This window comes from Leucothrix arctica (assembly GCF_003172895.1).
Classification (GTDB): Bacteria; Pseudomonadota; Gammaproteobacteria; order Thiotrichales; family Thiotrichaceae; genus Leucothrix; species Leucothrix arctica.
On the sequence record NZ_QGKL01000014.1, the window covers coordinates 60631 to 79741 of the forward strand.

14 protein-coding genes are annotated in these 19111 nt (G+C 44.6%); 7 read left to right on the top strand and 7 right to left on the bottom strand.

Annotated features, from left to right (window positions below; all coding sequences use genetic code 11):
* The first annotated feature begins 49 nt into the window (after positions 1-49).
* Positions 50-490, top strand: coding sequence for an Lrp/AsnC family transcriptional regulator (locus DKT75_RS05000; protein WP_109822338.1), 441 nt, complete (start codon positions 50-52; stop codon positions 488-490).
* An 8-nt stretch (positions 491-498) separates the two neighbouring features.
* Here the strand turns inward: DKT75_RS05000 and DKT75_RS05005 are convergent, their stop codons facing one another.
* Positions 499-1548, bottom strand: coding sequence for an oxidoreductase (locus DKT75_RS05005; protein WP_109822339.1), 1050 nt, complete (start codon positions 1546-1548; stop codon positions 499-501).
* A 218-nt stretch (positions 1549-1766) separates the two neighbouring features.
* Here DKT75_RS05005 and DKT75_RS05010 point away from each other — a divergent pair, with 218 nt between their 5' ends.
* Together DKT75_RS05010 and DKT75_RS05015 are read left to right on the top strand one after the other, a co-directional pair.
* Positions 1767-2444 (top strand): spermine/spermidine synthase domain-containing protein, encoded by a 678-nt coding sequence (locus DKT75_RS05010; protein ID WP_109822340.1) that lies wholly within the window; start codon positions 1767-1769, stop codon positions 2442-2444.
* Positions 2445-2604: 160 nt separating this feature from the next.
* Positions 2605-3273 (top strand): response regulator transcription factor, encoded by a 669-nt coding sequence (locus DKT75_RS05015; RefSeq protein ID WP_109822341.1) that lies wholly within the window; start codon positions 2605-2607, stop codon positions 3271-3273.
* A gap of 33 nt (positions 3274-3306) precedes the next feature.
* On the opposite strand, the gene DKT75_RS05020 is transcribed toward DKT75_RS05015, so the two are convergent.
* From DKT75_RS05020 to DKT75_RS05030, 3 genes are all read right to left on the bottom strand, one after another.
* Positions 3307-5082: a sensor domain-containing diguanylate cyclase gene (locus DKT75_RS05020; RefSeq protein ID WP_109822342.1), complete on the bottom strand. Its 1776-nt coding sequence runs from the start codon at positions 5080-5082 to the stop codon at positions 3307-3309.
* 169 nt (positions 5083-5251) lie between these two features.
* Complete coding sequence (locus DKT75_RS05025) at positions 5252-8857, bottom strand: PAS domain-containing hybrid sensor histidine kinase/response regulator (protein WP_109822343.1); 3606 nt, start codon at positions 8855-8857, stop codon at positions 5252-5254.
* Between the two features lie 100 nt (positions 8858-8957).
* A complete protein-coding gene (locus DKT75_RS05030; RefSeq protein ID WP_109822344.1) occupies positions 8958-10208 on the bottom strand; it encodes an adenylosuccinate synthetase in 1251 nt (416 codons plus the stop codon).
* Positions 10209-10841: 633 nt separating this feature from the next.
* On the opposite strand from DKT75_RS05030, the gene DKT75_RS05035 reads away from it, so the two are divergent.
* From DKT75_RS05035 to DKT75_RS05050, 4 genes are all read left to right on the top strand, one after another.
* A complete protein-coding gene (locus DKT75_RS05035; RefSeq protein WP_109822345.1) occupies positions 10842-11801 on the top strand; it encodes an ABC transporter substrate-binding protein in 960 nt (319 codons plus the stop codon).
* A gap of 68 nt (positions 11802-11869) precedes the next feature.
* Entirely contained in the window at positions 11870-12970 is a 1101-nt protein-coding gene (locus DKT75_RS05040; RefSeq protein ID WP_211665177.1) for a quaternary amine ABC transporter ATP-binding protein, read from the top strand.
* The gene (locus tag DKT75_RS05045; protein WP_109822347.1) at positions 12970-15030 is read left to right on the top strand and encodes an ABC transporter permease; all 2061 of its coding nucleotides are present in this window, start codon (positions 12970-12972) and stop codon (positions 15028-15030) included. The genes DKT75_RS05040 and DKT75_RS05045 overlap by 1 nt, the downstream gene beginning before the upstream one ends.
* Before the next feature lie 27 nt (positions 15031-15057).
* Positions 15058-16413, top strand: coding sequence for an NAD(P)-binding domain-containing protein (locus DKT75_RS05050; RefSeq protein ID WP_109822348.1), 1356 nt, complete (start codon positions 15058-15060; stop codon positions 16411-16413).
* 22 nt (positions 16414-16435) lie between these two features.
* On the opposite strand, the gene DKT75_RS05055 is transcribed toward DKT75_RS05050, so the two are convergent.
* The 3 genes from DKT75_RS05055 to cysG are packed head-to-tail and all read right to left on the bottom strand — an operon-like array spanning position 16436 to position 18476.
* Positions 16436-16654, bottom strand: coding sequence for a TIGR02450 family Trp-rich protein (locus DKT75_RS05055; protein WP_109822349.1), 219 nt, complete (start codon positions 16652-16654; stop codon positions 16436-16438).
* On the bottom strand, positions 16654-17031 hold the full coding sequence (locus tag DKT75_RS05060; protein ID WP_109822350.1) for a S24 family peptidase: 378 nt from the start codon (positions 17029-17031) through the stop codon (positions 16654-16656). The genes DKT75_RS05055 and DKT75_RS05060 overlap by 1 nt, the downstream gene beginning before the upstream one ends.
* A gap of 20 nt (positions 17032-17051) precedes the next feature.
* Positions 17052-18476 (bottom strand): siroheme synthase CysG, encoded by a 1425-nt coding sequence (cysG, locus tag DKT75_RS05065; protein WP_109822351.1) that lies wholly within the window; start codon positions 18474-18476, stop codon positions 17052-17054.
* Positions 18477-19111: the final 635 nt, after the last annotated feature.

The following is a 19111-nucleotide window of genomic DNA, read 5'->3' on the forward strand; positions in this document are numbered from 1 at the left end:
ATATTGATAGTTTCAATTGTACAAATTGATAATTTTAGTGAGCAATACGATGACAATAGACAATAAACACGCCTATGACAGCCTTGATCGACAGCTCATATCGTTGCTGCGTAAAGACGGTCGCGCACCGTTGTCGACGCTCGCTAAACAACTCAAAGTGTCACGCGGCACGGTGCAAAACAGACTAGATAGGCTTCAATCCTCAGGCATCTTATTAGGCTTTACCGTGAGAGTGCGTGAGGACTATGGTTTGGATGCTATCCGCGCCATTATGATGATCGAAGTGGTAGGCAAGTCGACAGCTCAGGTCATACGTTCGTTACGTGGTTTTCCTGAGTTGGTCATGCTGCACTCTACCAATGGCGCTTGGGATTTATTAGCTGAAGTTCAAACGTCCAGTCTTGCTGAGTTTGATCGTGTGCTACGAGAAGTACGAATGATTGATGGCGTACTTAACAGCGAAACCAGTATTTTGCTGACCTCTGTCTAAACATTGGCTTAGCTGACAGTGACCGTTTTACCGCTATCGCTACTTTCCATTGCTAACTCAATGATCTTTATATTATTAAGTGCATCGTCTAACGTGACGGGTATTTCTGCGTTATCAGTGATGGCCTTGGCAATACGAGAAAAATAACATTGATACTTACCGCGCTCAGTCGCTACCGTTTTGACTTGGTCATCGATATAAAGATGGCCAAAGTTCTCTTCATCTTCTTGCGACCAACTATCAAACTTAGGCGAAATCCCCGCTTTTAAACGGTCTTCTTGAGGGTCTAAACCCTGTACAACGTATTGTGCTTTTGTCCCTTGAACACTAAAGCGAGCGTTAGGTGCCGAGCTGTAAGGTGTTGCTTCTAAAATCGCTAAATGCTGTTCGTAGTGTAAAACAAGGTGGAAGAAGTCGACGCTTTCACAACCTTCTCGCATTTGTCTGCACTGTGCAGTCACTGCTTGAGGCATGCCAAATAACTGTAGTGTTTGGTCGATTAAGTGTGGTCCAAGGTCGAATAAAATCCCTGCGCCAACCGCATCACTTTCGCGCCAGCGTTGCTTAGGAGTCGGTCTAAAGCGGCTAAAGTGAGACTCAAAGACACGCACATCGCCCAGTCGCTCTTCATCAATCAGTTTTTTAACGGTGAGGAAGTCACCATCCCAGCGTCTATTTTGAAAAACAGAAGCAACGCGGTCATATTTTTTTGCTAAATCGATCAGGGTTTGACCGTCTTGGCTGTTGGTGACAAAAGGCTTTTCAATAACAATATGTTTACCATTTTCTAGCGCCAATTTTGCTAGCGGAAAATGATATTCATTAGGTGTAGTGATGATAACAAGGTCAACATCAGCCTCCGTAATTAGCGCTTCAGCACTAGCGTAAACAGTTACGGCTGGTAGCTTTTCTTTGACTAGCTCAGGCTTACTAGAACTAATGGCAGTGATTTCAAAATTATCATTGCATAACAAAAACGGAACATGGAAGGTTTGCGAAGAAAAGCCGTAGCCTATAAGGGCGGTTTTGATGCGAGCTTCATTATTCAGTTCAGTCATAGGGGGATTTCCTCTGTAGTTTCAAAATATATTATAGACTTTTTGAATATCTGTCACACAAAGTAAAATGTTATGTTAAGTACTAGTTATCATTCGTTTTATCCTAAAAACATCATAGTAGAGTTAAACTTATTAAACGGCTGTATGTGTTATGTTAGCCGCCTAAATTATTCAGGGCTGATGACTGAATACCTGCTTTTATCTGAGAACACACAACTATGACCCCTTGGACTTTATTAGGCACTGCTAACATCCCGAATAATGGCGGTGAGCTCAAGCTGACACAACGCGACCAGGAATTTTCTATTCACTTAAAAGGCGCGCGTGGCGAGTTGATGAATAGTCGGATGCGTTGTTCTGAGCGAGCATTAGCTGACTTAGGGTGCGCGCATATAAAAAATGTTGAAAATGCAAAAGTCTTAGTGGGCGGTCTGGGTATGGGCTTTACCTTAGAGGCGGCACTGAAAGTAACTACGCAAAGCTCTGAAGTGATTGTTGCTGAGCTAGTTCCAGAAGTGGTGGAGTGGAACAAAGGACCTTTAGGTGACTGTGCAGAGCGACCGTTGGATAACCCTCGCACCAGCGTTCACCTAGGTGATGTTGCGGTACTGTTTAAGCCTAAGAAACCAACCTACGACGCGGTACTGTTAGACGTGGATAATGGCCCTGAAGGGTTTACCCAATCTAAAAATGACAGTCTCTACTCGATCAAAAGCTTGAAAGCGATACATGATTCACTGAATAAGCAGGGTGTATTAGCTGTTTGGTCAGCATGGTTTGATGAGAAGTTTAGCGCGCAGTTAAGAAAGTCAGGCTTTAAAGTGACACATGAAACGGTCAGAGCGCATATGGGAAAGGGCAGTCGCCACACCATTTATTTAGCGATAAAAAATTAGCGGTTTAAGTCCCATAAAATTTGGGGAATACCTAGTCAGTGGTATAGACTCAACCGAGCATTATCTCCATGAGGAGGTGATAATGTTACTATACGAAAGTCTAGTTTTTTAGCCTAAGTTGTAGTGGGCTTCTTAAAAATCATCAGAGTAGTCATAATTTATGTTGAAAGCGAAGAAAGTTATTATTGCCGACGATCATCCATTATTTCGTGATGCGCTTAGTCAGGCAGTAACTGGAGCCTTTGGTGACATCGAAGTCATTAGTTGCGGTGCATTTTCAACGCTACAGCGCTCAATCGAGTCGCACGGTGACAGCGACCTCATCCTTCTTGACTTACATATGCCCGGCGCAGTTGGCTTTTCTGCGTTGCGTTACTTAGGGCTGCGTTGCCCAAATATCCCCGTTGCTATTATCTCCGCTCATGAAGAGCCTGAAATCGTGTTACAGGCGATTAAGCATGGCGCGTCTGGCTTTATTGCTAAATCATCTCCACTTGCTGGCATTATTGAGTCAGTTCAAAACGTGTTGATGGGTGACGTGGTACTACCGGAAGGTATCGATATTAGTAAAGCAGCGATGAACGCACCTGCGAAAGAAGACCTTCATGAGAAAATACAACGCTTAACACCTAAGCAATTTCGTGTACTAATGATGTTAATTGACGGCCGAATTAATCGTGAAATAGCGGATGAACTGTGCGTCACAGAGGCAACAATTAAAGCCCATCTGACTGAGATATTTAAAAAGTTGGAAGTGAGTAATCGTACTCAAGCGGCAACCGTTGCAGCTGCATATCTTGAAGTTGAAGAACCCACTATCTCTTATTAATTAGTTCATTGAGCGACAGGCTGCTAAGTCCCTTTACCCTGCCATACTCTCAACTTCTACTAAGCAGTCTGTATTGTAGTGTGTAATTGCATTACGTCCTTTGCTCTTTGATACGTACATAGCCTTGTCGGCCAAGCTGAAAAACTCCTTAGCTGACACATCACTGTCAGAAGAGTGACTCACGGTTCCAAGCGATAAAGAGAGGCTCACATTCTGGCTTTTTATAAACAGTGGGTTTTCTTGTGCCGCCCGACGGACCTTTTCAGCGATCGTTGCAAGTGCCTCATCGTCGGCTTCATCGACATAGATAACAAATTCGTCGCCACCTAAGCGTGCAGCCAAGTCACCTTGACGAATAGAGCTCTTCATAAGCTTTCCTAAGTGGATTAGTACAGCATCGCCAACCTCATGCCCTAAGGTATCGTTAGTCGTCTTGAAGTGGTCTACGTCGATAAAAATCACACCGATCTGTCGAACGGCACTATCAACTAGCTGCTTATTTAGATAATTTGTGAAAAAGCGCCTGTTGGGCAGCTCTGTTAAGTAGTCCAGCGTACTTAACTCATATAGCTTTTTGTTCTTTTCACGCAGCTCAAGCGTTGCATTTTCTATGTCTTTATGTAGCGACGTATTAAGGCGTTTAACCTCATTATGAGAGTTTTGAAGGCCTGTGAATAGGTGAGAGAACTCCTGCCATAATTGCTTAATCTCTCTTGGGCTATTTTCAGGCATTTTACCAGGGTCAACAAAATACTGAAACTTGGCTAACTGACTCGTTTTATGCATTAGTAGTTTGATAGGTTGAGTAATTTCATTGGCTAGTTTCCAAGCAATAAGCGTGGCGCTCAGCATGCCAAACAATAACCAAAGAAGAATGTTATTACGTATGTCATCAAAAATACTGGTCAGCTCTGACTTTTGCTGAGGAATCATAATCCCCCATCCTAAATTAGGAATAGCGCTATAACCTGCAACCATCGTGGTATCAAAACTTTTTGAATAAAACTCATCGATGCCAGATATACCAGAAAGCATTTTTCTCACAGCGCTAAGGTGAGTAATATTTCTTATCGACTGAACCCATTCAGGATTTGGGTGGGCAATAACCTGACCTTTGTGGTCTACCGTCGTGCAGTGGCCGGTTTTTCCGAAGCTTATTTTAGAGCACATAGAGATAATACTTTTCAGTGAAATCTCTGCAAAAAGGGTCGCCTCTAGCTGCCTGTTATTATTAAATATGAGGTGTCTTAACAAAACGACGGGCTTACCGGTAACGGTACTGATAAATGCCGAAGACAAAGAATCAGTGCGAGACGGTATGCCATTGTTTTTGATACGGAAGAAATTAGCTTCCTTATAGTCTAGATCCCAGTTTTTCTTAGAGATGAACTTATTGGTTGATACAGTCTGCTTAAGTTTGTTATTAGTGCCGCTGGTATACGACAGTGCCACAATGTTACCAAGGGTTCTAAGGTGCTTATCTAGGGTAGCCTGAGTGCTTAGATGTCTTATCTGTTGGCTTATCTCATCCGTTAAAGTTGCCTTGTCTTCACCGCGCTCTTGCTTAACTTCGTTAGCGATTGCAGTGACGACTTGTTGCTTGGAGCTTATGTACAAGGTGAAGGGTTCAACGAGTGACGTTGAAATGAGTCTATGTCTTTCCAGCATGCTGTGTTCTACCTGCTGCCAAGAGTTTTGGGAGAGGCTATAAACAAAGAAACCGATGGGTAATAGCAGTACAAAAATGAAGCTTGCTATGACCAAACGCGTTATTGAAGTCTCGAGAAAAATAGAGCTTAATTTCAACATATTATTTTTGATTCAGTTTTATTTTTTTAATATCTGATATCAATTCTACAATATATGCACATAAAATACACTTATGAGTTTGAGCTTTAAGTCGGTTTGAAAGTCATATTATTGTATGCTTTTTAATAAGAGTGGCGCTTAAATTATGAATTTATTTTCAGTTACTTGGCTAAAAATTAATATTTGTTAATTTCTGTAACGTTTTTCTGAGGATGGCAGGCTTCACCGGCTTAGACAGGTAGGAGTACCCATAACTTTCAGCCTCAATAATTACATCTTCACTGACATCAGCAGTAATCAGAACGCCAGGAATCTTCAAATTAAGGCCCTTTTCTAGTGACTGCATAACCGCAATCCCTTTCTCCGTACGACTAATATGATAGTCAGTGAGCATAATGTCTGGCTTAACCGAATGCTTATGACAAAGCGCCAAGGCTTCCTCTAAAGACTCTGCACAATAAGGGTGACAAGCCCAACGCTCCAGCAGGGTACGCATAGCATCTAGAATGTTCTTATCGTTATCCACACATAACACCACAAGCCCTGCAATCGGCGTAGCAATTGAGGGTACACTCCTTTTTAATGTTGCCACTTCTTTCTTAGCTGCAGCACCTTTATGACTCACAGGCACAACCAGTGAAAAAACACTGCCTCGACCCACGATAGACTCAATGTAAATCGGGTGATCAAGCGTTTGGCCAATACGCTTAGCAATAGACAAGCCTAAGCCAACCCCCTTGGTTTCTTCAGTTGTCTGGTTATCTAGCTGATGAAACTCTTCAAAGATCGCACTCAACTCACTATTCGGAATGCCTACACCGGTATCAAGCACAGAAATCTTCAATGTAGGCTCGCCCGTGTCACTGTGAGTACGTCGGCAACCAAACAGCACATGTCCGCCCGCTTTGGTATAACGTAGCGCATTAGCAATCAGATTTTGCAAGATTCGGCGAAGTAGGTGAGCATCACTAGTAATAACAAGGCTGCAAGGCACCATGTTCAACTCTAGCTCTTTATTATCCGCGATCACCGCAAACTCTTTATACAAGGTGTTCAGCACATCATTCACATGAAAGTCAGTGATGGTGGGTTTGATAGAGCCACTGTCTAACTTAGAAATATCGATCAGTGTTTTAATGATCTCTTCGGCAGAGTTCAACGAGCTATTAATGCGGTTAGTCAGTTGCTTTTGGTTGGGGTCAGAGCGTTCAAGTGCCGCAGTGAAGAGTCTCGCTGCATTCAACGGCTGCATTACGTCATGATTAACGGCCGCTAAGAAGCGCGTCTTACTGCGGTTTACCTGCTGTAGTTTGTCGTTAACCAGAGACAACTCTTTAGTACGTCCCGTGACTAGTTGCTCAAGGTTCTCATTAGTATCACGTAATTCACGCTCTACTTTTTTATGCTCAGTGATGTCAGTAAAGCTTGTTACAAAGCCACCACCGGGTAGTGGACGTCCTTGTATTTGCAGCACCGTACCATCGGCACGATAACGCTGAAACGAGTGAATAGAACCCGAACGCATGAAGTTGATTCGCTTCTCGATATGTTCTTCTGGTACACCTTCACCACATTCACCTTTCAGTGCGTTGTGACGAATAATGTCAGCAACAGGCACACCCACTTTAATGAAGTTTTTAGGGTAATTGTAGATCTCAAGGTAGCGGCTATTCCATGCAACGATATTGAAGTTTTCATCAATTACACTGATGCCTTGGTCAATGTGTTCGATAGTCGTTTGTAGCAAACCTTGGCTAAACTGCAAGGCTTGGTAGTTCTCATCAACAATGCTAAAAACATCTTCGAGCGGCAGGTCTTTTTGTTTGTTAATGACCGAGGTAATAATTACTTTGGCAGAGGATGCACCAATGGCACCACCGAGTAGTCGCTCAGTAAAGTGTACCAAATCCGCATCTGCCTTCTTACTGGCGATAAGCTCAGAGGAGCGCGAGTTGGTAAAGTCATCAAAGGCCTTTTTAGTGGCAGCAACACCAACAAACTTCTCTGCCAACAAGCGTAACTCACCGACAGCCACCGTACTCCACCATGGCAACGCCTGAGAGCGCGTATCTACTTCAGAAGCCGTTTGAGTAAAGTTAGCTGCTTGAATACGCTCAACTAGTCCGGGCTTACGCTGCCAACTAAATGCGATAAAACAGATAACATTGATACTTAAACTAAACAGCAGACTGTGTGTGGTCGGGTCTAAAAAGTCGATACCAAAGAGGTTGTTAGGGCGTAATAAACCAATACCCCAAGGCCCATCAGTTAATAACGAAGTACCGACACCAGCACCACTAATCACGGTTGGAATAAATAAGGTATAAAGCCAAATACCGAAGCCCGATAACAGTCCAGCAATCGCACCACGGCGCGTTGCATTTTTCCAATAGACCGCAGCAATTAACGCAGGGGCAAACTGAATCGCAGCGACAAAGGCGGTTAGACCGATGGATGCAAGTGCTTGGGTGCGGTTGATGTATTGGTAGTACAAGTAACCGAGTATAAAAATACAGACAATCGAGATACGACGGATCAGTAATAACAGTCCGGTTAAATCTTTGTACTCTTTAAGCTTGAGCGACTGAAAGCGGAACAACAGCGGCATAACAATGTCATTACATACCATGGTACTTAGCGTAATCACCGCAACAATCGCCATACCTGTCGCAGCAGAAAAACCACCAATAAAGGCAAACATCGCTAGTATGTTATTGCCATAAGAAATAGGCAGCGTTAACACATACATGTCAGGATTTGCGAGCGCAGGTAAGGTCACGCTGCTATGTGCAATCGTGCCAGCAATCGCGATAGGGATAACGAGTACCGCAGTCAATAACAGGTAAATAGGGAACACCCAGCGCGCTTGCTTGAGGTGATTCACATTAGTGATTTCAACAAAGGTCACGTGGAACTGACGAGGCAGGCAAAAGATAGCCGCCATTGCCAAGACCATGTTACTGACGAAGGTCAGCGTAAATAGGTCACTGGCCAGCGTATTGGTCGATATTTTACTGGCGTTACTGGCCTCCGAGATCTTTGTCATGAGGTCAGCGGGCGAGTCTACAATAATGAAGACAGCCAATAGCGCGACAAAGGCGAGTGCAAAAAACTTAACCAGCGACTCAAACGCAATCGCCAGAATCAGCCCTTCATGATGCTCAGAGCTGTGTACATAACGCGTCCCAAAAAGGATACAAAATAGAGCCATTACCGTTGCAACGATAAACCCAGTATCACTTAATAAAGTATAGCTCGACGTTGAAATGTTGTTTAGCGTTAGGTTACTGATGACCTCACCAGCATTAGTGATCAGCTCTTGTGGCTGTGCTTGGGTCAGTACTTCAAAACTAGAGGCAATCGCTTTTAGCTGTAGCGCGATGTAAGGCAGCGTGCCGGTAATTGCAATCACCGTCACTACTATCGCTAGAAAACGAGACTTTCCATAGCGCGAGGCAATGAAGTCAGCAATAGAGGTAATGTTTTGTTCGGTGCAGGTGGTCGCAATTTTCTTCAGAAATTGATAACCAAAAACAATTAGTAAGGTAGGGCCGAGGTAGATCGCAAGGTATCGCCAACCGCTAGAGGCTGCACTACCCACCGCACCATAATAAGTCCACGAGGTACAATAAACAGCGAGTGATAGGCTGTAAATAATCGCGCGGTGAGGGCGGAGTTTTTTCGCATAGCGTTCAATATCACCATAGCGTGCAATGGTGAATAAAATCCCGATATAAACAAGGGAGCAGAGTATGACGATCCAAGGTTGTAGCATGACAGCAGTATAGGTCTGTAGCGGTGGCTAGACAAGCGAACAACCATGAGCAAACAAGGAAAAGGCTATAGCGAAGAATGCTATAGCCTATTTTTATGGCTTAACGACGCCAGATGAGTTGGTCACGATTTGGACCAATACAAATAGCGGCCACTGGTGCTAACCTAGACTCAATCAGTGCGATCAAATCAGCACACCATACTGGCAGCTCGCTAGCTGCATTTTGAAAATCGCCGCTCACTTCAAAGCGTTGCAAAATTGCTTCACCGTTCTCGTAACCCGTGCAGACATAGAACTCTTCAAGTTGTGCAAGCACGAATAGACCGGTCAAAACTAACTTATTTGCACGATTCATGCGTACAGTCTCGGCCAAGCTTGGCAGGTCTAACCAACCAATACGGCGAGGCCTTTCAGTGGTTGAGCCGAACTCCTTACCTTTGTTGCGAATCTCATCCGCAAGCTCGCCGAATAACTCCGTTGGAAACGGTCCGTTGCCGACCCGTGACGTATAGGTTTTGATAACACCAAAGCGTTGGATTTCGCTGTCAGGTAAAAAGCCAGAGCCTGCTGTCATTCCAAGGTTAGAGCCATTACTTGAGGTGACGTAAGGGTAGTCACCAAAATCAATATCTAGCTTTGATGCATTAGCACCTTCAAATAGGATTCGGCTACCTGCTTGCTCTTGATCTAAAAGGTAGAGACTGGCGTTAGTGGCGAAGTCTTTAAGTGACTCAGCCCAAGCCATGCACTCTTCAAACAAAGGCTCGACAGAATAGGGCGTATAGCTTTCGCCAATGGTTGCTGCGAGCGATGAGAGCGTATTGTTCTTGAGCGCAACGATGAAGGCTAAACGACGCTTTAACGTTTCAGGCTCATATAAATCAGCGACTCGAATGCCGGTATCGCGACTTGCTTTATCTGCATAGCAAGGCCCAATACCTTTAGCAGTTGTGCCGATAGGCTCATTGCCCACTTGAACGGCTAGTGTTTGGCGCAGCGACTCTTCAATGAAGTGGTAAGGCATTACAAGGTGAGCATTGTGAGCAATTTTCAATTGGTAGTCGGTCACACCAACGTCTTTAAGTTGCGCTAATTCGTCGAGAAAAGAAGGTACATGTAAAGCAACACCGTTACCCAGTACACCTATTTTACCAGCGCTGATACAGCCAACAGGCGTTTGGTGTAGTACGAACTTTCTGTCGCCCACTCTAACCGAGTGACCAGCGTTTGCACCGCCATTATAACGAACAATGATGTCGTGCTGTTGAGTAAGGTAGTCAACGAGTTGGCCTTTGCCTTCGTCGCCAAATTGAAGCCCAATGACAGAGCTGAGAGAGAAGTTTTGTGACATGAATAGATCCTCTAAAAAACGGCCAGTTAACCGTGTACTTAACGGTTGAACTTTGCCTTTTTTCGAATGGCCGTGTGGCTTCGAGGATCCGCACTCAGTGATGAGCTGTTCGACAATAGGCTATCACTGGATTTTCGACTTGTCTAGATGCAATTTTCTCCAACAAAATATGAGATAAATTATGCTCGTATGAAAGTTTTTTTAATCTAAGTAATGGCTGGTTTTTGTTGTCAGAAAAGGTCGCGTTAGGTTCACGGAAAAGATTAAGACCAAAAATTAAAGCAATTTTCTGCTATGCTAGCCGCCTGTGTATTTCCCCCCTCCGCATTCATCAATGTAGTCGCCATTCTCACTAACTGGCAGATGTCCTTTGGGCTTTGAACGATAAACTAGCACCGTGGTTTGGTCTGTTAGCTGTCACAGCCAGCTTTTTAATCCGAATTTTTACCCGTAAACAGTGATTTTAATTTTAGTCCGCACCGGAAGTATTTTTTGTGTGCGTCGACTTTAATCGGCGAATTTTTCGCTAAGTAGTATGGGAAATATTCTAAGTAGCCAGCGTTTTCATAAGCAGGCTAATTTCGGTGATATTTGCATACTTTTTGTGACAACCAATTTTAGGAATTAATCGGTATGAATGTATTTAAGTCAACATCAGTGAAAGCACTACTAGGGGCTTGCTGTTTAAGTCTTGCCGCAGTATCTGGCAGTGTTTCAGCGAAAGACAGCACAAAGCCGATCGTAATTCCGATTCATAACTGGTCTAGCCAAATCGTAATGGCTCACGTCATTGGTGGCATTTTTGAAAGCATGGGCAGTAATGTTGAGTTCGTTCCTGCTGACACTCAAGCGGTTTATGAGTCGATTCGTAATGGTGACGTGACGATTTCACATGAAGTTTGGCAGTCTACGTTTGGTAAGTCTTTTTACAATGCGATGGCTAAAGGTGGCGTGATTGACGCAGGTACTCATGAAGCAACTACGCTAGAAGAAATGGGTGTACCAACGTGGGTTATAGAGAAAAACCTTTGTCCTGGTTTACCTAACTGGGAAGCGCTTAAAGAAGAAGCTTGCTACAAAAACTTCACGACTGCTGACTCTGGCGGTAAAGGTCGTTGGTTAGAAGGCCCACAAAGCTGGCACGGTGAAATGATGCCGATCCGCCTGAAGGCGCTAGGTCTTGATAAAAACTGGACAGTTAAGTTTGCGGGTAGTGCTGATGCGCTATGGACTGAACTAGCCTCTGCTAAAAAAGAAGGTCGCGGCACAATGGTCTTTAACTGGACGCCTAACTTTACAGATGCAGAAGGTTATACCTTCATTAAGTTTCCTGAGTACACCGACGGTTGCCGTAAAGAAGACGGTGGTGATGGTAAATGCGGATCACCTCTAGGTTGGTTGAAGAAAGCGGCGAACTACAAGTTCCCGAAAACTCACCCTGCTGCTTACACGGCATTTTCTAAGGTTTCATTTACAACTAAGCAGGTCGGCGAAATGGCTGCTCTAGTTGATATCGAAAAAATGGATCACAAAGACGCTGCTAAAAAATGGCTTGCTGACAATGAAAAAACTTGGAAAGCATGGACTAAGTAACCCGTTCGGTTATTTGATCATGTAGTAAAAAGCCCCTTTGTTTTGAATACAAAATGAGGGGGTTAATTTTGAACATTAGTTCTAAAAATCCAGAGAACACATTTATGTCAGTACAGACGAAGACTTCGAGTGCACTCGAACCGGTCATCCGTTGTGAATCGGTTTATAAAATCTTCGGTGATAATGCTGAAAAAATGATGAAAGAGTCAGGTGGCGTCGTTGATGCCGAAAAATTTAAAGAAGCAGGCTGCATTGTTGGTGTCAATAATGCCTCTTTTGAAGTGTACCCCGGTGAACTGCTGATCATCATGGGCTTGTCAGGGTCGGGAAAGTCGACGTTATTACGTTGTATCTCGAAATTGACAACCGCCAGCGCAGGAGAGATCTTTGTAGAAGGCGACGATATTCTGAAGATGAGCAATAAGCAGCTTATCGAATTACGTCGCAGCAAAATGGGCATGGTATTTCAGAGCTTTGCTTTGTTACCGCACAAGACGGTACTGGAAAACATCGCTTTCCCATTACAGGTCAAAGGGATTAGCACCTCAGAAAGTATCAAACGCGCCCAAGAAATGATTGATCTTGTGAGTCTGACTGGACGAGAGAATTATTTCCCACGTGATTTGTCAGGTGGCCAACAACAGCGTGTGGGTATTGCCCGTTCACTAGCGATTGAACCGGATATTTGGTTTTTGGATGAGCCATTCTCTGCGCTAGACCCATTAATTCGTCGAGAAATGCAGGATGAATTTTTACGCTTACAGGAATCGCTGAATAAAACGATTCTGTTTGTGACCCATGATTTTGATGAGGCGCTACGTCTGGCTGATCGCATCGCGATTATGAAAGACGGTGTAATCGAACAATTAGATACCCCAGCTAATATCGTGCTGCATCCAGCCACAGAATACGTGCGCAAGTTTACCGAGCAAGTGCCACGCGAGAAGGTACTTAAAATCAAAGCCATCATGGAGCCTTTTGTACCCGGTGAGACGCTAAGTGAGTTGGAAGTATCCGGAGAGGATATTATTGCTACGGTTGCTGAAGAGGTTTTGAATGATGATAGGCCTGTTGCGGTTGTTGATGAAAACGACAAAGTGATCGGTATTTTGCATCGCGCTAACGTGGTTAGTACGTTGTTTGGTGATAACGCGTCGGTGCAGCCGTAATGCTGGTAGTGCTCAAGCAGAGAAAGTCATTACAGTGCCTTTTGTTACTCGTTATTTTTATGCTGTTGTACCGATTTGTTCCTCAATCAGAAACTAACTGGTTATGGCGCTTACCCTCATTACTCAAAGAATTACCGATCATTATTAATGACGCGGTCAATTATTTGATGTTCGAGTGGCTACCGATCGATGTCTACGATCCCGATATTGAAGAATACGAACAAAAACCGTTATTTGGTCAAATCACCCGAGGCTTTTCGGGCGCTATATTGTTCATGATCGAGCTTATTCGAGAAATCCTACTGGGTGGTGTCAAAACCATCGTGGCTTTCACTAGCTGGGACTGGGTCTCAGAAAATGAATGGGCGCGCTGGCCAGCTTTGCCTTGGACAGTGATTACAGGTGGCATGGTTATCCTAGGTTACGTCTTAGGCAGAGCTAAATTAGCACTATTTATCTTGTGTGCGTTTACCTACATCGCGGTATTTGGCCAATGGGAGCCGTCGATGAAAACGCTGTCATTCGTATTGATCGCGGCACCGATAGCGATACTGCTAGGGCTGTGGTTGGGCGTTTGGGCTTATAAAAGTAAAACTGTCGAAACGATCATGAATCCCTTATTGAATGTGGCGCAAATCATGCCACATTTCGCTTACCTGATTCCGGTCATGGTGTTCTTTGGTATTGGTGATCATGCTGGGGCTATTGCCACAGTCATTTTTGCCACGCCACCAATGGTACGTCTTACCGTATTAGGTCTGAAAAAAGTCCCGCCAGAAGTTGCTGAAGCAGGGCTGATGACAGGTTGTACGGATCGTCAGTTATTATATCGAGTGCTTATTCCTTCGGCGCGGCGCGATATTTTGATCGGTGTGAATCAGGTCATTATGCAGTGTTTAGCGATGGTTGTGATTGCCTCACTCATTGGTGCTAAAGGCTTAGGGAATGATTTGTTGATCGCTCTGAACCAACTGCGCATTGGTAAAGCACTGGAGATTGGTGTGTGCATTGTATTGATTGCACTGGTACTAGACAGGCTCTCACTGGCATGGGCGAACAAACAAACGGATTATTTTGCAGACCTGTCGTTTAAGCAAAAGCACAAATACTCGCTGATGTTTTTAGTGGTATTCGTCGTGGGCATCATCCTTGCTGTTCTAGGATCTTTTATCTTTAAAGAAGGCTTCAACTACCTTTATTTAATCCCTCAGAACAAAGGCATAACCACCGAAGCCTTCTGGCAATGGGGTGTTGATTGGATCTGGGAAACATTCTTCTACTCATTTAAAGCATTCAATGTGTGGTTCATCGTTGATGTATTGGTGCCGATTAAAACAGCCTTCCTAGGCATGCCCGTGATTGCGACCTTTACGTTGATGATGGGTATTGGCTTTATCGTCGGTGGGATTCGTTCCGCACTGATTGTGGGTGGTTTCCTGCTATTTATCGCGCTGACAGAGTGGTGGGACAGAGCATTAATCACGTCTTACCTTATTGTAATAGCGGTACTCATTTCAGGCACGATCGGCATTACCGTCGGCACATTGGCCGCTCAACACCCCGTGTCATCTCGCTTTATGCTCACCATGTGTGACACCTTTCAAACATTCCCATCCTTTATCTACCTGATACCGGTGATGATGTTATTTGGCGTTACCGATACCTCGGTGCTGATTGCAATCGTCGTCTACGCCACCATTCCAGCGGCCCGTTATACCATCGAAGGTCTACGCAGTGTGCCACAAGAGCTGCATGATGCTGCTGCCATGTCAGGCACAAACCGCTTTCAGAAGTGGCTGTCAGTTGAGTTGCCGCTATCCTTTCCGCACATGGCGTTAGGTATTAACCAAACCGTTGTGTTTGCGCTGTCGATGGTAATTATTGGCGCGTTAATCGGTACCGATGATCTTGGACAGCTAATCCTGAAATCATTATCAGATAAAGCAGGTGTGGGTAATGGTTTGGTACTGGGACTGTGTGTCGCATTTATCGGGTTGGCATTTGATCAAATTTTAAGAACCTGGGCTGACCAGCGAAAGCACGCTTTAGGATTGAGTTAATGATATTTACGAATAAGAGATTAAAACATGACTAGAGTAGCAATTATTGGCGCAGGCCCAAGCGGAACGGCACAGCTAAGAGCTTTTGCATCTGCACAACAAGCGGGCGCAGAGATCCCTGAAATCGTTTGCTATGAAAAGCAAAGTGACTGGGGTGGTTTGTGGAATTACACGTGGCGCACCGGACTAGATAGCGCTGGCGAGCCTGTTCATGGCAGCATGTATCGTTACCTATGGTCGAATGGGCCAAAGGAATGTTTAGAGTTCGCTGACTACACGTTTGAAGAACACTTCGGACGTCCGATTGCCTCTTTCCCGCCACGTGCTGTATTGGCGGATTACATAAAGGGACGAGTAGAAAAGGCGGGTGTTCGTAAGTTCTGTAAGTTTGATCATGCGGTACAAGATGTTGAATACGATGAAGCGAGTGAGCAATTTACCCTGACTGCACGAAACTTAATTCAAAATACCAGTACTAGTGAAGTATTCGATTACGTCATTGTTGCAACAGGTCACTTCTCAACGCCTAACGTGCCTAAGTTTGAAGGCTTTGATACCTTTAATGGCCGTATCTTGCATGCGCATGACTTCCGCGATGCATTGGAGTTTAAAGATAAAGACGTATTGCTAGTTGGTACTAGCTACTCTGCTGAAGACATCGGTTCTCAGTGTTATAAATACAGCGTTAAGTCCGTCACGATCAGTCATCGTACGGCACCGATGGGATTTCATTGGCCGGAAAATTTTCAAGAAGTGCCGCTGTTAACGCACGTTAGCGGAAATACTGCCTACTTTAAGGACGGTACGACGAAAGACGTAGACGCGATCATTTTATGCACGGGGTATTTACATCACTTCCCGTTTGTTGATGAGTCATTGCGATTAAAAGCGACCAACCGCATGTGGAATGAAGACCTTTATCAAGGTGTAGTTTGGGAAGATAACCCAAAAATGTTCTACCTTGGTATGCAGGATCAGTTCTATACCTTCAATATGTTTGATGCACAGGCGTGGTTTGCGCGTGATGTGATTATGGGGCGTATCGCGACACCATCATTTGACGATATGAAGACGCACTCAGAAGCATGGTTGAAGCGTGAAGCGACCTTGGAAACTGACGAAGATCTGATCTGGTTTCAGGGCGACTATGTGAAAGAACTGATTGAGCAGACGGACTATCCGAGCTTTGATGTTGAAGGGGTTAACCAAACCTTTATGCAGTGGGAAAAGCACAAGCATGACGACATCATGGGCTTCCGTAACAATGGTTATAAGTCGTTGATGACAGGAACGATGGCACCCAAGCATCACACACCATGGCTCGACGCGTTAGATGACTCTATGGAGAGTTATTTACAAGAAAGTACAGATACGGACAAGTAACACGTCAGGTGAGGGCTGGGCGCTATTTCCAGCCCATTAGCCACTGTTCAGTATCTTTTAATAGCTGCCAGTCGATCTGGTAGCTGTTTTTATTGATGACTGCTTCTAGATCACACGCAACAACCACTTCGTCTTCATCACGAATCAGTTTAGTCACGATGAAATGCAGCTCTTTGTTTTCAGGCGTTACCGCTGTCCACTTAGATTGCAGTAGCTTGTTGGGATTGATTTTGTTGCTCATTAGTCATACCGCTTATGGTAGCTTCGACGCTTTCCAGCACGTTGGGTAATCACACCTTCAACCTTTTCCAGCCCTGAAATAGCTAAAGTATCGTAAAGATCGTTAAGTGGCGCTAAATAGTACTTATCATCGTGAATGCGTAGCTGCCTAAAAATATACTCATCCGCATGATCTTTAGCCATCACGTAAGCACCGTCACGTGCAATTCCCGTTGGGTCAATAATGATAATGCAGCCCGCATTAAACTCAGGCTCCATGCTGTCATCAATCGTTTGCAGTGCAAAAGGCTCAGAGTCAGAACAGCTACTCCCTTGGCTTAACTCTTCTGAGAGCTTGGGCTTAAAGGCTTCCTGTATTGAAATTTTCGTCTCATGCATTGCGTCAATCCTTGAAGGTTTTAAGTCTTGTGCAAACTAAAGTCAGTATCAGGCACATGTTGCTCAGGCTCATACCAGCTCAGCTTATCGTGCAGGTTGACCACCTCACCGATAATGGTCAAAGTCGGCGCGCTAACACCACTTTGAATCACTTTCTCAGGTAAGTTTGCCAATGTAGCAATATGCACACGCTGGTTACGAGTTGTCCCTTTTTCTATAAGGGCACAAGGCATATCTGGCGACATACCGTGGGCTTGCAACTGCTTACTGATTTCAGAAATACCCGACAGACCCATGTAGAACACAAGCGTGTGGTTTTTCTGCGTTAGCTGTTCCCAGTTAAGGTTAATACTGCCATCTTTTAAATGACCTGTCGCAAATGTAACCGACTGCGCATAGTCACGGTGAGTCAACGGAATACCCGCATAAGCTGAGCAACCAGAAGCAGCTGTTACCGCAGGCACCACTTGGAATGGCACATGGTTTTCAGTCAGTGTTTCAATCTCTTCACCACCACGACCAAAGATAAACGGGTCGCCACCTTTAAGGCGTAACACTCGCTTACCTTGTTTCGCTAGATCAACCAGCAAGTCATTGATTTTGTTTTGTGGGACAGCATGACTGTCTTTTTGCTTACCGACGTATAAACGCTCAGCGTCAGGGTTTGCCATGTCTAAAATAGGCTGTGACACTAGACGGTCATACACCATGACGTCTGCACGTTGCATTAAACGAACCGCTTTAAATGTTAGTAGATCTGGATCACCTGGGCCTGCACCGACCAAGTACACTTCACCCATTGGGTCTTGCTCAACACCTTCTTCTAACATCTCGTCCAAACGCTTTTTAGCGCGGTCTTCTTGACCTGCATAAACCAACTCAGACACAGGGCCTTTTAAAGCACGCTCCCAGAACTGTTTGCGTTGTGCTTGAGATGGGAAAAAGCTTTTTACCTTTTCGCGATACTCTTCGGTAATACCTGCAAGGCGGCCACACGCAGAAGGAATCATCGTTTCTAGCTGTAGGCGTATTTGGCGAGCGAGTACGGGTGACGCGCCACCTGTTGAAACAGCAATGAGGACAGGTGAGCGGTCGAGTATCGAAGGTAAAACGAAGTCGCATTGCTCAGGGTCATCTGCGACATTCACCATTTGCTTATTGGCTTTTGCTAGCTGGGTAACCTCTGCGTTTACCGCCCGGTTGTCTGTTGTTGCGAAGACTAGGAACGCGCCATCAAGATCTTTTGCTTCAAAGCCGCGCTCATGAAATATGATTTCATCTTTACCGACGCGCACGCGTAGCTCTTCGGTAATGACAGGAGAGACAACCGTAACGGTTGCACCTGCTGACAATAGGTTACCGACCTTCCGCGTTGCAACCGCTCCACCACCGATAACGATGCAGGGTTTGTTTTGGATAGTGGCGAAAATCGGTAAGTGCTTCATTTAATAGTCCTGGCGTTTTACGAGTGTGAGGCTTGGGGTCTGTATGGTGGGTATTATGTGGGATGTGGGGCGGGACTGGAACAAAAAAAGGTGAGTGTTTAAAGTTATAGGGCGCGTTATCTCGTAGGGGTGGTAAAGAGCTACTTAGCTGTGTCTATAGTATTGGGTGCTATTCTGGGCTTTAGCTTCTTTGTTTTATTATTCGGCGATGATGACTGGTTACTGATGTGATTATTAGGCTATTATAAAGGTCTAGACCTTATAACAGGTAAGACCAATTTTTTTAAAAGGTGTTAACGTTATATAATTTAGTTACTTGTGGGGTTTTCTTTAGAGTACCTCTTCCAATTAAAGAGGTTTCAGACCTGATAATATATTAAAAGGTCTTAGACCTTCTTAATGAGCTGTTGAACTAAACCGCTTCGCGGTAGCTTACTGGTTTTCAAGTAATTTTCTATAAATGAGCCAAACTTTAATTGTTATTAAACAGACAATTAAAGGCGGTTTATCATGAAAGTCAGTCCTCTACGCCAACGGATGCTTGATACGTTGGTCCTTCGTGGCTGTTCAGCCAGTACCATCAAGTCGTATGTTTATGCAGTTGAACAGCTGTGTCGATATTATCATCGCTCACC

Bases quoted from the DNA above. Each gene is read 5' to 3' on its own strand.
- DKT75_RS05050 (WP_109822348.1), top strand. From the start codon at position 15,058: ATGACTAGAGTAGCAATTATTGGCGCAGGCCCAAGCGGAACGGCACAG.
- DKT75_RS05055 (WP_109822349.1), bottom strand. From the start codon at position 16,654: ATGAGCAACAAAATCAATCCCAACAAGCTACTGCAATCTAAGTGGACA.
- DKT75_RS05035 (WP_109822345.1), top strand. From the start codon at position 10,842: ATGAATGTATTTAAGTCAACATCAGTGAAAGCACTACTAGGGGCTTGC.
- cysG (WP_109822351.1), bottom strand. From the start codon at position 18,476: ATGAAGCACTTACCGATTTTCGCCACTATCCAAAACAAACCCTGCATC.
- DKT75_RS05045 (WP_109822347.1), top strand. From the start codon at position 12,970: ATGCTGGTAGTGCTCAAGCAGAGAAAGTCATTACAGTGCCTTTTGTTA.
- DKT75_RS05015 (WP_109822341.1), top strand. From the start codon at position 2,605: ATGTTGAAAGCGAAGAAAGTTATTATTGCCGACGATCATCCATTATTT.
- DKT75_RS05060 (WP_109822350.1), bottom strand. From the start codon at position 17,031: ATGCATGAGACGAAAATTTCAATACAGGAAGCCTTTAAGCCCAAGCTC.
- DKT75_RS05025 (WP_109822343.1), bottom strand. From the start codon at position 8,857: ATGCTACAACCTTGGATCGTCATACTCTGCTCCCTTGTTTATATCGGG.
- DKT75_RS05030 (WP_109822344.1), bottom strand. From the start codon at position 10,208: ATGTCACAAAACTTCTCTCTCAGCTCTGTCATTGGGCTTCAATTTGGC.
- DKT75_RS05020 (WP_109822342.1), bottom strand. From the start codon at position 5,082: ATGTTGAAATTAAGCTCTATTTTTCTCGAGACTTCAATAACGCGTTTG.
- DKT75_RS05010 (WP_109822340.1), top strand. From the start codon at position 1,767: ATGACCCCTTGGACTTTATTAGGCACTGCTAACATCCCGAATAATGGC.
- DKT75_RS05005 (WP_109822339.1), bottom strand. From the start codon at position 1,548: ATGACTGAACTGAATAATGAAGCTCGCATCAAAACCGCCCTTATAGGC.
- DKT75_RS05000 (WP_109822338.1), top strand. From the start codon at position 50: ATGACAATAGACAATAAACACGCCTATGACAGCCTTGATCGACAGCTC.